At 62.4% G+C, this 15,245-nt stretch carries 19 protein-coding genes; all 19 read left to right on the top strand.

Going from position 1 to position 15,245, the window contains the following annotated elements:
* Positions 1-3: 3 nt before the first annotated feature.
* The 19 genes from BBD46_RS13935 to BBD46_RS13850 all read left to right on the top strand — a co-directional run bounded on the left by BBD46_RS13935 (position 4) and on the right by BBD46_RS13850 (position 15,158).
* Complete coding sequence (locus BBD46_RS13935) at positions 4-1,497, top strand: anti-CBASS protein Acb1 family protein (RefSeq protein WP_071402313.1); 1,494 nt, start codon at positions 4-6, stop codon at positions 1,495-1,497.
* A 99-nt stretch (positions 1,498-1,596) separates the two neighbouring features.
* Positions 1,597-1,794 (top strand): hypothetical protein, encoded by a 198-nt coding sequence (locus BBD46_RS22250; RefSeq protein WP_139173612.1) that lies wholly within the window; start codon positions 1,597-1,599, stop codon positions 1,792-1,794.
* Positions 1,787-2,653: a PASTA domain-containing protein gene (locus tag BBD46_RS13930; RefSeq protein ID WP_071402312.1), complete on the top strand. Its 867-nt coding sequence runs from the start codon at positions 1,787-1,789 to the stop codon at positions 2,651-2,653. The genes BBD46_RS22250 and BBD46_RS13930 overlap by 8 nt, the downstream gene beginning before the upstream one ends.
* Before the next feature lie 2 nt (positions 2,654-2,655).
* On the top strand, positions 2,656-4,155 hold the full coding sequence (locus tag BBD46_RS13925) for a hypothetical protein (RefSeq protein WP_071402311.1): 1,500 nt from the start codon (positions 2,656-2,658) through the stop codon (positions 4,153-4,155).
* A gap of 1 nt (position 4,156) precedes the next feature.
* Positions 4,157-4,621, top strand: a complete 465-nt coding sequence (locus BBD46_RS13920; RefSeq protein WP_071402310.1) for a hypothetical protein — start codon at positions 4,157-4,159, stop codon at positions 4,619-4,621.
* A gap of 1 nt (position 4,622) precedes the next feature.
* Positions 4,623-5,810: a hypothetical protein gene (locus BBD46_RS13915; RefSeq protein ID WP_071402309.1), complete on the top strand. Its 1,188-nt coding sequence runs from the start codon at positions 4,623-4,625 to the stop codon at positions 5,808-5,810.
* A gap of 6 nt (positions 5,811-5,816) precedes the next feature.
* On the top strand, positions 5,817-6,227 hold the full coding sequence (locus tag BBD46_RS13910) for a hypothetical protein (protein ID WP_071402308.1): 411 nt from the start codon (positions 5,817-5,819) through the stop codon (positions 6,225-6,227).
* Positions 6,220-6,663 carry a hypothetical protein gene (locus BBD46_RS13905; RefSeq protein WP_071402307.1) on the top strand — a complete coding sequence of 148 codons (444 nt, stop codon included), beginning with the start codon at positions 6,220-6,222 and terminating at the stop codon, positions 6,661-6,663. Before BBD46_RS13910 ends, BBD46_RS13905 begins: the two co-directional genes overlap by 8 nt.
* Positions 6,664-6,668: 5 nt before the next feature.
* Positions 6,669-7,085 carry a hypothetical protein gene (locus BBD46_RS13900; protein ID WP_071402306.1) on the top strand — a complete coding sequence of 139 codons (417 nt, stop codon included), beginning with the start codon at positions 6,669-6,671 and terminating at the stop codon, positions 7,083-7,085.
* A 1-nt stretch (position 7,086) separates the two neighbouring features.
* Positions 7,087-7,449, top strand: a complete 363-nt coding sequence (locus tag BBD46_RS13895) for an HK97 gp10 family phage protein (protein WP_071402305.1) — start codon at positions 7,087-7,089, stop codon at positions 7,447-7,449.
* Positions 7,446-7,916 (top strand): hypothetical protein, encoded by a 471-nt coding sequence (locus BBD46_RS13890; protein WP_071402304.1) that lies wholly within the window; start codon positions 7,446-7,448, stop codon positions 7,914-7,916. The genes BBD46_RS13895 and BBD46_RS13890 overlap by 4 nt, the downstream gene beginning before the upstream one ends.
* Before the next feature lie 23 nt (positions 7,917-7,939).
* Positions 7,940-8,506, top strand: coding sequence for a hypothetical protein (locus tag BBD46_RS13885; RefSeq protein ID WP_071402303.1), 567 nt, complete (start codon positions 7,940-7,942; stop codon positions 8,504-8,506).
* A 2-nt stretch (positions 8,507-8,508) separates the two neighbouring features.
* The gene (locus BBD46_RS13880; RefSeq protein ID WP_071402302.1) at positions 8,509-8,943 is read left to right on the top strand and encodes a hypothetical protein; all 435 of its coding nucleotides are present in this window, start codon (positions 8,509-8,511) and stop codon (positions 8,941-8,943) included.
* Between the two features lie 169 nt (positions 8,944-9,112).
* Entirely contained in the window at positions 9,113-10,939 is a 1,827-nt protein-coding gene (locus BBD46_RS13875; protein WP_139173610.1) for a phage tail tape measure protein, read from the top strand.
* Complete coding sequence (locus BBD46_RS13870; protein WP_071402300.1) at positions 10,940-11,503, top strand: hypothetical protein; 564 nt, start codon at positions 10,940-10,942, stop codon at positions 11,501-11,503.
* Positions 11,496-12,365: a hypothetical protein gene (locus BBD46_RS13865; RefSeq protein ID WP_071402299.1), complete on the top strand. Its 870-nt coding sequence runs from the start codon at positions 11,496-11,498 to the stop codon at positions 12,363-12,365. The genes BBD46_RS13870 and BBD46_RS13865 overlap by 8 nt, the downstream gene beginning before the upstream one ends.
* A gap of 1 nt (position 12,366) precedes the next feature.
* Positions 12,367-12,867: a hypothetical protein gene (locus BBD46_RS13860; RefSeq protein ID WP_071402298.1), complete on the top strand. Its 501-nt coding sequence runs from the start codon at positions 12,367-12,369 to the stop codon at positions 12,865-12,867.
* Between the two features lie 5 nt (positions 12,868-12,872).
* Positions 12,873-13,169, top strand: coding sequence for a hypothetical protein (locus tag BBD46_RS13855; RefSeq protein ID WP_071402297.1), 297 nt, complete (start codon positions 12,873-12,875; stop codon positions 13,167-13,169).
* Entirely contained in the window at positions 13,170-15,158 is a 1,989-nt protein-coding gene (locus BBD46_RS13850; protein WP_071402296.1) for a hypothetical protein, read from the top strand.
* The last annotated feature ends 87 nt before the right edge of the window (positions 15,159-15,245 follow it).

Genomic DNA, 15,245 nt, shown 5'->3' with positions numbered 1-15,245 from the left:
TTCATGACAGACAACACATCCGACGGCGACGTCTCGAGCACCAGCGACGAGTCCGGCGTGACGGCCAACGCTGAGCAGACGGTTCAAGCGTCGACGGCGATGCGTGCCCAGATCGCTGCTCTTGTGAGCGACTCCAACTTCCAGGAGCGCGATATCTACGAGACGTTCGACTGGAAGCGCCGCCCTCGAGTCGAGCAGTACTACGCACTCTACCGAACGCATCCCTTCGCCGGCCCGATCGTCGACCGTCCCGCGTTCACGACGTGGCGAGACACCCCGGCCGTCGTCGACGACCCCGACAACGAGACCGACTTCGAGCAGGATGTCGACCGACTCTTCCAGAATCTCAACCTGGACTCGACGTTCGAGCGCGTCGACCGGCTTGCCGGCATCGGGCGCTACGGGCTGACGGTGTTCGTGACGACCGACGCGCTCGACGAGGACGGCACCGTCGACGCCGATCGCCTCGCCCAACCGATCGATCCGATGCAGTTCACCGCGGACGGTCTGGACAACGTCGTTCAGATCAGGCAGTTCTCCGAGGTCTCCGTCGACGGGATCGAGTGGGGCACCGAAGAACACGCCGGCGAAGGGCGCTGGGGGCTCCCAGTTCAGTACTCGATCGACTTCGCGAGCGAGGGCGATCGCGACGTTTCCCAATCCGAGCGCGTCTGGGACGTCCACCACTCGAGGACGGTCGCTGTCCCTGCCGGCCGTCGGCTTGATCACGACTTCTTCGCGCCGCCGCGCCTCGAGGGGACGTTCAACATCCTGCGTGACATCCTCAAGACGCTGGGATCGGTCGCCGAAATGGCCTATCGCGGTGCCGACAAAGGCCTCGCCGTCGAGTACGACCCTGAGAAGGTCAACGTCACGAACGACGACTTCTGGGAACAGAACGACGAAGAGATGCAGGAGTGGAACCAGGGGCTGAAACCACTCTTCGAGTCCGTCGGGACCGTCAAGGAACTCGGCGGCCGGATCGCCGACGTCTCGAACATCTTCGAGCCGCAACTCTCGGCGCTCGCGACCGATACCGGCATCCCGAAACGCGTCTTCGAGGGTGATCCCGCGGGTGCACTCGCTTCTGCAGAGGAAGACACACAGGCCTACTTCGGGCTGATCAAAGAGCGCCGGACCGAGTACGGCGACCCGCTGATCGCGACGCCACACGTCCAGTGGTTCGTCGACAACGGCTTGATCGCCTCGCCGATCGGTGGCACGTTCGGCTGGGAATGGGACGCACTCCGCGTGCTCTCCGAGAAGGAACAGGCCGAACTCGAGAAGACTCGCTTCGAAGCGCTGGGCCAGGTCAGCCAAGACCCGATCACGGACTTCGGCCACCAGGTCGTGATGGACTACGCTCGGACTGGTGACCTCCCTGAGGACGTCGACGGCGTCGAGGACATGGTCGGTGAGCTCGAGGCGGACTCCGAGGCAGCGGCGAACGCTCGGTCGGTTGAGGAGATAACGGCCAACTACGGGGGCGATGAGTGATGCCGTTCACCGACGACGGCGAGTACTACTGGATCAGTCCCGGTGGCTACGTGTATCACGGCTGCCCGATGGTGCCACTTTCCCTGGCAGGTGATTGCGATGAGTGACCTCTGTGGATTGGTAAACAAAACCCACGCACAACTCCTGTCTCGGATGCTCGAGGAGGCAGATGGGTGGTCCGATGACGACATGCCTGACGAGGTCCTTCTGCTTGCATCACAGGCCGGTGTTAACGAGCCGACGCTTCGCCGGGCCGTCGAACTGACTGACACATTGGAGGTGGCCGACGATGAGTAGCTGTTCTCACGCTCACGCGACGGCCAACGAGTACGCGATCGAAGATCGCGGCCGCGCGGATCCCACGCAGACGACCACTGACCAAAGAGCGCTCAGTCGCTGGATTCGCGGCCGGATCGGCGAGGTCGACGCTGCGATCCGCGAGAAGATCCTCGAGGATGACGCCTTCGGGATGGACGACAACGCGTTTTCGGAGTGGTCTGGGCTCTCCGACGCTGAGAAGGCTCGCCGCTTCGACGACTGGCTCGAACGACAGATCGAGTCGACAATACTCACGTCTGAGTTCGAGGACAAAGCCGAACGACATCTCGAACACGCTGTCGAGCGGGGCGCGACCGACGCCCATCGCGAACTCCGTGATGCCGGCGTCGATATCGGCGATCCTGACGAGACGCTCGCCCAGGACAACGTCCAGGAGGCGATCGGCCTCGGTGTGATCGCGCTGGCCGGCCGCGTCCGCTCGGAGATGGACGACTTCCGAGGTGACGCTCGGGAGATCATCACCGACGGCGGCTTGGAGGTCTCTCGAACGCAGCTGGCATCGGACATCGTCGAGCGCGGCCAGGTCTACAAGTCCGAGGTCACGGCCGACACCGCAGCGGAGGTCGTCAACCAGTACAACACGACGGGCCAGCTCTCGAGTTACGAGCGGGTCCCGGACGAGGTCGAAGTCGAGCTCAATGTCGAGCCCGAGTTCCGAACGGCACAAGACGACCGCGTCTGCGAGCAGTGCCAGGAACTCGCCCAGCGAGACTGGACACTTGAGGACGCCCAGGACTTCCACATCCCGCGGGATACGCATCCCCACTGCCGGTGCCGGTGGGAAGTGACCGACGTCCGCACCCTGGAGGATCTGTAAGCATGACGAGATACATCACCGCAAACGGCGAAGACGTTGAGATCGTCGAGGAGACCCGCAACGGCGACCGGTACTACGTCGCCACGGGCGTCCCCATCGTCAAGCCGATGGACCTCGCGACGGGTTACGTCCCCCGCGAGTGGATCGCCGCCAGTACTGAGATGGAGAACACGCACGGTGGCACGGGTTGGGACGGCACGACGCCGACAGTCAACCACCCGCGCAACCGCTCCGAGTTTTCTTGGCACGACCCTGACCGGCCGGAAGACGACATCGTCCTCGCTGCGAACGAAGATGTCCAGGAGACGCTTGGTGTCGGCACCGTCGAGAACGATCGCTTCGACGGCGAGTACGTCCGTGCTGACATCGCGATCAATGCAGACGAGGCTCGAGAGATGGGCGGCGAGGCGGCCGACATCGTCGATGACGTCGAAGCCGGCCGCGGCCTCGAGGTTTCCTCACAGTACCTTCACGCCGAGCTTCCGCCAGGCGAGTACGATGGATCCTACCGAGAGGACGCGAAGGCGATTGCCGCGCCGGACTCGGTTGCGCTGATCCCCAATGGTCGAGGCGTCTGTTCGGTCGTGGATGGCTGTGGGATCGCGCCTGGCGTGGCCGCGAACGTAGCCGACTACCCCGATGTCGGTGCGATTTCCGCCGGCACCGATGACCCCGTAAGCCCCCAGACTGGGCAGGGCGAGGGCCAGCGGACGATGGACAACGGATCACAGATGGCCGGCGTCCGACAGCTCTTCAGCGGCATCGCGTCGCTGGTGGGCTCGGCCGCTGGCCCGACGGACGGGACGACGAAGTCGCAGACTGCGGACACACCGGACGATGACCCCCGCGGCGGTGACGGGGAGGCTGGCGAACAGAACTCTAACGAACCGGCGGAATCCGGCGCGGACACTACTGGTAACTCAACTATGAAAGACGACAAGCGAGAGGAGCTGATTCGCTTCATCACTGCCAACAGCGAGCTCAACGAGGACTCGCTCGAGCACATGGGCGATACTTGTCTCAAGAACACGCACGAGATGGTCGTCGCGAACGCTGCCAACGACGGCTCCGACGGACCGGACGCTGACGGTGGCGATGACGACGATGGTACAGACGACGATGATGTCTCCGATGCCGATGGTGGCGACGGCGAGGGTGACGGCGTCGACAATACCGATGACGGCCTCGACGCCGTCATGAACCGACTCGATGACCTCGAAGACCGGATGGTCACCGAGGACTCGATCGATCAACACGTCGAGACCGCAGCCAACCAGCTCGAGGCCGAAGAACGCGCCAAGAAGATCGTCGCGAACTCCGACGAGTACGACGAGGACGACGTCGACTGGATCGCCGGGCTCCCCGAGAAGGAACTCGAGCGCAAGGAACGCGGCGCGACCCAGTCCGGCGGTCTCCCGGCGGCAGGATCGCCCAGCTTCGGCGCAACGGGCAACGAGGACAGCGTCGACGGCGATGACATGCCGGATCTGGAGGTGAACTAAGATGTCCCGCTCCACCAAGATCGGCAGCCGGCGCGAACTCGGCTCGGCGATCCAACGAACCTACCGTCTCGCAGAGGGCGAGACCGTCACACCGGGCGAACTTCTCGAGATCCAGGGCGTCGACGACGACGGCGTCCCGCTCGTCGGCTCACAGACGGCCGCCGGCGAGAACGTCTCCGTCCGGATCGCACAGGAAAAGAAGACTGGGAGCAGCGACGGTCGCGAACAGCCCAAGGACATCGACTACACTGAGGCTGGTGACGAGGTTCGTGCGTACGTCCTCCGACCCGGTGAGGGCGACGAGAACGGTGTCTCCGACGGCACCGTCAGCGAGGGCGACCACGTCGTCTCGGCGGGAGACGGCACGTTCGCCGCTCACGTCGACGAAGATGAGGGCGCAAAGCTCGCGATCGCACTCGAGGATACCGCTGAGGCCGGTGACCGCTTCGAATACGAGGTGATCTAAGATGGTAGCAGCAGGTATCGCGGCGAACCGAACCGTCCCCGACAGCGACAGCGATGGGCTGACTGGCCTCCAGAAGCGCATCCTCTTCGAGAACCGGGAAGAGCAGAAGAGCCGACTCCAGCAGCGGATGTACCAGAAGTCCCTCCAGGCAGCCAAGCAGGAGTACGGCCCGGAGGGCGTCGAGCAGCAGAAGGCACTCTGGCAGGCCGCAGCGAACGGCCTCCAGAAGGGCTACCGGAAGGGCGCGATGGGTGGCATCTCTGCGAACGCCCAGCGCCTCGACTACGACGAGTGGGAAGATCGGGATGACCTCCAGGTCACCGAGGCCCGCATCGCGAAGACAGCCGTCGAGGACCTGATCGACGCCGGCCTTGACCGTGACGTCTCGCCGGCGCGCCTGGTCAGTCTCTACCAGGTCCGCTCGGACGCCTACGAATCCGAGCGTGGCATGAACCTCCGGTCGCAGGGCAACGACGACCAGCCGGTCAAGTTCCGTGAGGGCGTCGCGCTGCCCTACGACTACGTCGACTGGGAGATCGACGAACGCGAGCTCATGAACTCGCAGAACTTCGGCGAGGATGCCGAGGCCGAAGGTGCGGAAGAGGCCGGCGAGCAACTCGCCGACTCGATGGAGGATCTCGTCTTCCGCGGCTGGAACACCGAACTCGAGATCCAGGGTGGCCTCTACTCCGTCGACGGCTACCTCACGACCGACTACAAGCTTGAGGAGAGTGGCTTCGGTCCGTGGTCCGAAGCGTCGAACGTCGTCGAGACCGTCCAGGATCTGCAGGGAGAGCTCAACGCTCAAACCGAGGACCGCAACCGCGGCTACAACGCACAGCAGGAGGGCGTCTGGCTGTACTACCCGACCGCGCAGTGGGGCAACCTCACGCTCCAGCCCGATCCGCAGGGCGACGGCAACATGAACCTCCTGCAGCGCCTACAGCAGGACTTCCCGTGGATCGACTTCCGGATGTCCGGCGCGCTCGATCCCGACCAGTGCGTGATGGTCGTACAGAACTCCGATGTCGTCGACCTCGCAGACGGGCAGGCACCGACGACGATGTCCGGCGAGATCGACATGGGACTGGCGACGAAGTACAAGCACCTCGGGATGCGCGTTCCTCGCATCAAGGCGACGTACGACGAGATCTACGGCATCGCCGTCGGTACCGGCATCGACGGGTGATCACTCGTGACGACACACCGCTGGACGTCGTCGACGCGACTGAAGCGTCACGACACTGGCGAGACGATCGCGCCGGGTGAGGAGTTCGAACCGACCGACTCGGAACTCCGCGCGTACGGCAACCAGATCGAACGCGTCGAAGAAAACACCGAACCAGCCGAGTTGACCGAACGCGAACGGGAGGTCGCCGGACACTTCGGCGAAGATCCCGACCCCGAGACGTCCGCGGATGAAGACGGCTCGGTCGCGTTCGACAAGGACGCCTGGTTCGAAGACCATGACGGCTACCAGGACCGCATCGAGACGGTCGAGTCTGGTGTCGTCGACGATGTCCTCGACAAGATCAAAGCGACCGAGCGCTCGGAGAAGGTGATCGACGCTGTCGAAGTACGCCACGACGAACTTGACGATGAGTAACGGCAACGGCTTCGACGACTCCGAGCACCGAACCACCGTCGAGGACGTTCGCCAGGAACTCGAGGCCGAGGAGCTCCCCATCCCCGAACTGACCGATACACAAGTCGGCACGGTCGGGATCGTCCCTGCGGCGCTGGTCGTCGACGAGGATCTCGAAGCGACCGGGATGTCTAATGACCGTCTCGAACTCCTCGAGCGCTACCTCGCGGCACACTTTGTTCTCTCCTCGGGCGTTGACGAACTCCGACAGGCAGACAGCGAGTCCCGATCGGACGGCTCGTCGACCTCGTTCGCGGGCGACCGCGACTATGCGGACTATCGGTCGACGTCGGCCGGACAGAAGGCGGTCGCACTCGACGAGAGTGGCACGCTCGCGAACGCGAACAAACCGCCTGCAGTGATCCGAACGCCAGACGCTCGCGGTCCAACCCGGTAACGACTATGTCTCGACTCCGACCAACGCACCGACTGACTGCCGAGAGATTCGGCTCCATCGAGTGCGGTAGCGACGGCGACTGTCCGGAGGGAACGACCTGTGAGGATGGCGTCTGCGTCGACGGCTACGGCCAGCCCGTCGAAGACGACTACACCGTCGTTGAGGACCGTCCTGTCCGGTATCACGCCAACGGCACGGAACTCACGCGCTCGGAGTCAGGCACCGACGTCGTCGACAACCCGGCGATCGAGGGACGGGCCGACCTGCTGAGTGATCTGCAGGCAGGAGACACCGTCACGCTCGAACCGATCGCAGAGGGGTACCAGACCTACGACAACCTCGAGATCGTCGGCTCTCCGCTGCCCGCGTACGGGCGGCGGTCGCGACCGACTGCAACGCACGTCGAACTGGAGACCGCCTAAGATGCACGCCGAATTCGAGTGGACGTCCGATGTGACGCCCGCGACACAGGTCGAGTGGTTCCGTTCGATGGAGCCACGCCTCGAAAGCGCGATGGAGCAGTACGCTGCCGTCGCCGGTGTTGAGGTCCTCGGCACGATCACCGAGAACGCCCCGAAAGACACCGGGCTGCTGTCGGCTACGATGGATGTCGAGGTCGAGCAGGTCGACGAGTCGACAGTCATCATCATGTGGGGCAACGACGAGGCCGAGTACGCCGGGATTGTCGAATTCACGCAGCCGTTTCTCGCTCCCTCACTTCGAGAGGAACGCGGAACGATCCGTGACGCACTCGAGGCGATCCACGAAGAGGTGATGGAGCAGTGAGCGACCATCGGCCGCGAATCCGTGAACTCCGCGGAGAGATCCTCACTCGGCTTGCGACCAACGACCAGCTGACCGACCTCCTTGAGGCCGTCGACGGGATCGATGATGGTGGCGACGTGATCGTGCCGGCATTCGTCTCGCGGGCCTGGCACGAAGACGACGGCGCACCGGATCCACCCGACGTCGTCGTCCACGTGATGGTCCGAACCGAGACCGAAGAGCCGCGAAACCTGCGAACGGAGGCCAGCTTCAACGTCCAGATCGGCTTCGAGTACCGGCCATCGATCGGCCGGTCACAGCTGACGACGTGGCCCGACGACGTCCTCGACGCGATCGCCGCGGTCGGCAACGACCGCGTCGCCGGCTGGTACTGGGATGGCGAAACCGGTGGGACCGATCCAACATTCGACGATACGATCAACCGGTTTGTCGCCGGGAAGACGTTCGAGATTCGGCGTATCGCCTGATAACTACTACAACAACATCACATATGGCAACCGACATCACCAGCGATCTGGAAGTCGAGGGCTCACAGGTCCTCGTCTTCCATGCAGACGAAAGTGGAACAGATCCCGAGTACACCGGGCTCGCGCTCGCAGATAAAGACGACCTCTCCATCCCGATCGACGAGGATGACGAGGACTTCAACCCCGGCGCTACGCGCAGAACGCGCCGCTACCGGACGAACAACACCGTCGATGCGGAGGTCTCGTCGGCGATCGCAACCGACCTCAGCGGTCTCGAGAAGATCGGGGTCGCCGTTGAGGATGAGAACGGAATGGCGATCACGTTCAAGACCGAGGATCGCCGCATCGGCTACGGCAACGACGAGTGGGTCGGAATGGCCTACTTCAAGGACGACGTCCTCAAGCGGCTGAAAGCCGGCGACGAAATCGATCTCCTCGAGGACAGCGAACTCTGCCACCGGCTTGACGACCTCGAACTCACCAGCCCCGAGATCGATCCCAGTGAGACGCCGCCGCAGGTGTCTTGGACGTGGTGGGTCGAGGGTGATCCGATCTACATCGACTACTACCCCGACAACGGAGATGAGTGATCATGGGGGCAACGCTCGCGAACGCCAGCGCCGTCGCTGACTCGGTCGAGCAACGCGACGAGCAGGAAGCCGAACGTCGCGAAGAACTCCAAGAGATTGGCTCACTCCAGCAGCGCCTCGAGCGCCAGCTGGCCGAGGAATCGATCGAGGTTCCGATCGGCAAGGAGACAATGCCGTTCCGCCCGTTCAATCGCGAGGCCTCGCAGTTCGCGACGCTCTGCCGCGAGCACCTCGAGAACATCGACGAGGAGAACGTCGAGGAGGAGTTCGACGAGGCACTCGACCGGATCTACGCGACCGCTGCCGAGTACAGTAAACCTGAGTTCGCCGATGTCGACTGGTGGGAGCGACACTTCTCGGTCGCACGCATGATCGCAATCCTCGATCTCGTCAACCACGAGGGTCGGTCACTCACGGTGAACGAGACAAAAAAGTAGCACAGTCCCCGGTCGGCCAAGAGATCGGGGAGATCTGCAATCTCCAGAACTGGACGCTCGAGGATTGGGCGCGGCTCGACGAGCAGGAGCAGCGCTGGTGGCAGTTTTGGTACCGAAAACAATGCGAGAAACTCGAGCAGAGACGCCAACGGACGAGTGAGCGATACGCATGACATTTGAACATCTGACCAGTCGGATGGCGCTCGACGCGAGCAGCTACGTCTCCGAAGCCGACGACGCAGCCGATGCCAGCGAGGACGTCGCGGGATCGACCGATACGATGTCTGATTCACTGCTCAACGTCGAACCTGCCGGTGTCGCGGCCGGTGGTGCGCTGGCCGGCCTCGGAACGGCTGCGCAAGGCATCCTCGACGACACGCGAGAAACGCGAGAGAGCCTCGACCGGACGGCTGAAACAATGGGGATGACGAGCGATGAGACCCGCGACCTCGCGACGAGCATGTCTGATGCGACATCGCCACTCGAGGATGTCACACAGTCGATGGACAACCTCTCGGGCATGGTCGACACGCCCGAGCGGATGGAAGAGGTTGCGACAGCTGCTGACAACGTCGGCGACGCGACCGACTCGAGTGCCTCGTCCATCACCGAGAACCTCGCCCCCTCGATCAACGCACTTGACGGCGATCTCGATGCGCTTGTCGAAGAGCAGGACGCGTTCACGCTCGCTGCCCGCGAGACGAACATGTCCATCGAGGACATCGGAAGCACACTCTCGAGGCTTGACTTCGGCGAACTCGAGGAGATGGGGCTGCAGTCCTCGGAGGTCGCGGGCCTGATGTCGCAGTTCGCGGACGAAACTGGCTATTCTGGCCAACAGCTCGAATCGAACTTTAATCAGGCAGTCGACGCTGCAGACGGTAATCTCGAAGCGCTGCAGGAAGAGCTTGGCCTCGGCGAAGACGCGGTCGACGATTGGAATGCGCAAGTCGAAGATGCTGAAGGTATCACCGACGATCACGCTGCTGCCGTCTCCGATAACGTCTCGACGATGGACCGTCTCCGGGCGCGGTTCGATGACGCCCGACTGGCTGCCTCAGGTTACCTCGGTCCGCTGGATGCGATCGCTCCGGCAGCACAGGCAGCTGGTATCGGCCTGATGACGATGTCGACGGTCAACGTCTCTGCGGTTGCTCCATCGTTCGCGACCGTCTCCGCTGCGGCCCTGCCGGTCACTGCAGCAGTCCTCGGTATCGCCGCAGCCAGTGCGTTGCTCTACGCGGCCTGGGAGCGCGATATCGGTGGCATCCAGGAACGGACCGAGACGGGTGTCGAGATGATCATGGGCGGACTCGAGACGCTCGCCGACGGGATCGAGTGGGTGATCGACACCGCCGATTACATCCTCACAGATTGGAGTCCGGGCGACACGCTTTCGGACAAGCGCGATGCGATGCTCGGTCCGGTCGACGATGTCCGCGACGCAATCCCGAGCGGTCTCGGCGAAGCGCGAGAGATGGCATCGAACACCCTCGACCGCTGGAATCCTGGCAACATCATCAGTGACAAGCGCGACGAGATGATGGACGCGCTCCCGTCGGTCAGTGACTTCACCGACCGCGGCGAGGATGTTGTCGACGGTTTTGTTGGCGGTGTCCGGGACAAAATCCCGGACGTTCGCGGCGCGCTTGACGACATGACTGGCGCAGCCGGCGAGTACCTCCCCAGTTCGGACGCCGACCGTGGCCGGTTTAGCGAACTCACTGCCGCTGGGGCGGCCGTCCCCGAGACGATGGCCAGCAGTATGGTCGATAACGCCGGTGCGTTGCAATCTGGGATGGATGAAACGACGTCTGCGTCCAACGGATCTGGGGGATCGGGCGGTGGTATCTCCGCAAGTGCGCTACGCGATGCGCTTGAGGGGATGTCGCTCGAACTCTCCGGCCCGCTCGAGATTGAGGGCGACGTCGCAACGCTGGACGATGTCGAAGCCCGCCTCCGAACTGACGCCCGCCGGAATCGGGGTGGGCGATAGATGACCGATGTCCCGTGGTTTATCGACGGGATCCCCGTCGACTGGATCGAAGGACAACCGACCTACGCCCGTGGCGGCGAGCAGACGCTCGAAGTCGTCATCCGCGGCGACTGGGAGTGGGGCAGTGACGTCGGCGGTCAATGGGGAGATGAGGGCACCCTCTGGGGCGAGACCAACGGCGGCTCGTGGGGCGACGAAGACCTCACCGGCCGCGTCACCCGCTACGAACGACTCCGAGACTACCTCGAGTACGCCGGTGAAGGCTCGAGCTACCAGCTGATCGGCAACGCAATCGCGGTCCACGAAAACCCACTCGAGGAGTGGCCGGTCGAGAGCCATATCGTACCGCTCGAGCCGGGTGAGACCATCCACTACAACCCCGGCATGTGGGCGCTCATCACCGGCGGCGAGGATGAGACGGTCAACGTCGGCAAGGACAGCGTCTTTCAGATCGACTTTGAGATAACCATGCTCAGCAAGTTACACGAATACGAAACGCGCGAGGAATTGCTCGACGGGTTGAGCCCCGTCGGAATCCAGTACCCGGAGGAAACCAATGACTGAACGCTTCACCATTGAACTCGGCGATGCAACGCACGCCGTTGATTACAACCAGTTGACCGCGCTGTTGCATGGCTACGGCCACGTCGACGGCCTCGAGGTCAGCGTCGGCGACGGGATGGAACTCGAGATTGACTCCGGCGAAGCGTTCGTCGCCGGCGCGACGGTCGATGTCGACGCGCAGACCGTGGAGTTGGATATCGGAAAGGAACTCCCGCGGAAGGACGTCATCTACGTCGACGGCGACGGAGTGGTCCAGGTCGCGCAAGGCACCGAGAACGAAGCGATTGGCGGCGAAGGGCGGCGGGCCCGAATGCCCGCGCCGGTGGCGTTGGTCGCGGTGCCCGGGGCGCCGATCGCTGAGGTCTGGGTCGATCAGTACACGACATCGCTCGAAGACGGCGATGTGACCGATCGGCGGCTGACCTCCGAGTTAGACGTCCATACGCTGTCGGTTGTCTCGGCGGCGTTCGAGGAGGCGTCGGTGGCGAGTGCGCCCGAGAGCGATACGGATGTCGCTCGGAAGGCCGAGATCGATGCGCTCGAGGACGCGCTCGGCAGTCACATCGAGACGTCGGAAACACACGGTGCAGACGGGGCCATCCAAGGCAAGAACGATGTATCACAGGCGATTAATGATCACGCCTCAGAGTCGGCCGCTCATCACGACGAGGACCACGCTGAGCGACATCACGCCGGTGGTCCGGACACACTGGAGGCGGTCGACCTGTCGGCGTCAGATGGCGACGATGGGCAAGTCCTGGAAGTGTCTGGAGATGGTATAGGCTATGGATCGCCAGGAGATGTTACCGAGGAGACTGTCGAAGAGATAGCGCTATCTGCGTATTTCATTCGGGGTGTGTAAAATGAATCCAAATATCCAAATACCGACAGAGACAGTCAGTGTATCAATCGGCGGAGAAGAATCAACTACGGTGCCCAGTGGAGAAGTGTGGCGGGTGACGCTACTGGGGAGGACCGGTGATATGGTGTTGAATGGTGAGACATCCGGGCAGGAGGACGATACGGGTGCGCAGACTGTTTTTACAGGTGGCGATGTGATTGAAAATGATGGATTCACTACCGGCCAACATATTTACTTGGGAGGGTGGAAATTTGACGAGGGGGTTGGGAACACAGCAATCAGCGAGACGCTGACTGATAGTGAGAGTGTCACAGTCCCTGCCGGCGAGGTATGGCGGGTGACGCTAATCGGGTCTACCGACGATTTAGAGATTGACGGTGAATCGGTGGGGAGAGGCTCTACTGGTCACGGGGCAGAGGTGGTATTTGGAGACGGTGTTGAGATCGGTGTCGATGATACGAATTCCTACCTGCATCTCGGTGGGTTTGTGGTGAGCGAGTGAGAGTGATGTACGATCGAGAATCAAACGCGGGTCAGAAGGTCGAATGGAACCCGTCAGATGGAGACATTGCACTGCAAGCGATGCATCTCACGCCAGAGACAGGAGTTCCGGAGCACTTCGAGTTGCCAGAGGATGCAAACGTCCCTGTTGAGACTGACGTAGCCCGACGAGTCCGCGAGTGCTACCACTGGCTGGGGTATATCAACGTTCATAGCGACGACAATCTAGAGGAGTACGACGACCGTGATGCCGTTAAAGACCGGTACGAGGAACTGAAAGCGAAAAACGAAGACGGGGAATAGATGCCATCCTACCTGCTCATTCTCGAGACCGAGGAGCCGCTGGATACGCCCCTCGGCGAGACTGACCACCTCGCGATCCAGGCCGTCGATCCGATCAATATCGAGCCCCGTCACACTGCAGTTGGCCTCTGGTCAGTTGATACGGCCGGCGTGACCGACGAGCAAGCCCAGGCGATTGAGCAGTTCGCGCAGGCGAAGGCAAAGACGAAGATCTACGTCTCCGACGAGCACTACGGCCACGAGGACCTCGCGCTCGCTCCAGGCCCCCTCCATAACACGTCCTATACCGAGAACACGGGAGAGCTCTCCCTCGAGGGTGAGGACGCCGGCTACTACCTTATGGTCGGTAGCAGCGACGTCCACTACCAGAACATAAGCGTACCAGACGCCCTCTACGACTACTGGTCCCGCGTCGATGGTTTCGAAGCGCAAGTCGACGATGCCGAGCCGCGAATCATCGCGGAGGACGTGGTCGTCCAGTCTCCAACCGATGCCGAGCACTTCGACGACCTATTCGTAGTCGTTGGTGGGTACGACCTCGAGGACGACGATACGGAGATAGATCTCCAGAACCTCCCGATCGAGCTCACAGAGAAGGGAATTAAGCATCTCCCCACCTGCCAGCACGCGGATCTCTCGGGAGACGATACCGACGATCGCTATTCAGGTGGCGAGGCAGCAGCAGTAAATACGAACGCGTCGTTCTCGTTGTCCTATTCAATACCGAACGAACACATCGGATTTGCTGTCCGAGAAGGGGTCTGGGCCGGAGGGACCCACACGTTCCGAGTGGAATTTGACGGAACAGAGATCGTCGAGTGGAGTCTCTCAGAGAATACGGAACCGCAGTGGGCCGACTACAGCTCCCTCGTCGCATCGAACTATTCTGGCGACTTCGACGGAGGCGGCGTCGTCTTTCAGGAAACGAGTTCTGACGGGGACAGCGATTACGTCATTGACGACGTCGTGGTCTACGACCAGCGGTTCCACGACATCGCGAACTTCAGCAGCGAGGTCCACGAGCCAGGCGGCTACTTCAACTACCCTCGCGAGTACGCGCCGATCGAGCTCGAGACCGGGGCGATCGACGCCGGAAGCCACGTGGACTCGGGCAAACTCACCGTCTCGATGAGCGGCATGAGCAGGGATCAGCGCATCCAGATCAGTTTCGACGGCGAGACCTGGCTGCCAGCTGACGGCAGTGAAAACAACACCACCTCGATCGCCGTCGCGAACGACAACGTCGCGACGACGACCGTTCAGGGCCGGGTCCGGTTGTCCCCCCACGAACCGGATGGACTGCAGGATGCGACGCCACGCTACGGCTACGCCGGCCAGGACGTGACCGACTGGATCCTCAAGGTCGACCTCTCGAGCCTCGGAGTGATCGAAGACGACCGCTTCGAGGACAACGATCTTGCGAACCTGCAAGAACTCCACTCACGCGGAGACTATCGGTTCACATTGATTCCATCGGAGGACGGGCCGATACAGGTGCGGTCGTACCAGCGCGGCACGTGGGAACTTGAGGCCGACTGGCACGCGATCGATCGGGACCGGAATGTGACGACAGAGAACTACTGGAACGCGGTCACGATCAAAGGCCCCCGTGATGAGGAGACCGGTGAGCGGCCGGTGACAACGCGGGGGGATGCCGACGAAATCGACCGCGTGAACGAGCGCCTCGAGTACACAGACATCCGGAACGATCTCGAGACTGAGGCTGACCGGGCGACCGTCGCGACCCAGAAGTTGCTCGAGGCCGTTGACCAGGCAGAGATCACAGGCACGATTGAGGCCGCGCCGACGCTGATCTTGCCCGGACCCCGCTACTACGTCGACACGTGGGATGCATGGGTCGACCTCGAGGAACTGCGGTATTCAGATCAGTTCGGCGGCGGCAACGCACTGCTGGACTTCGACAGTCGAGCGATGCTCGTCGATCGGCTTGGATCCACGCAGCGTGATCTCACTCGAGAGAAGCGATAACGCTTTTCTCTATTTCCGACTTCTTTTGCGAGCGCTACAGCTGTCGCTGGTTGGTGTAGCGGTCGAAAGAAAATCAAGGTGCGGCAA

The organism is Natrialba sp. SSL1 (assembly GCF_001861355.1).
Classification (GTDB): Archaea; Halobacteriota; Halobacteria; order Halobacteriales; family Natrialbaceae; genus Natrialba.
Note: the sequence above shows the minus strand (reverse complement) of the source record. Positions and strands in the feature narration are given on the sequence as shown.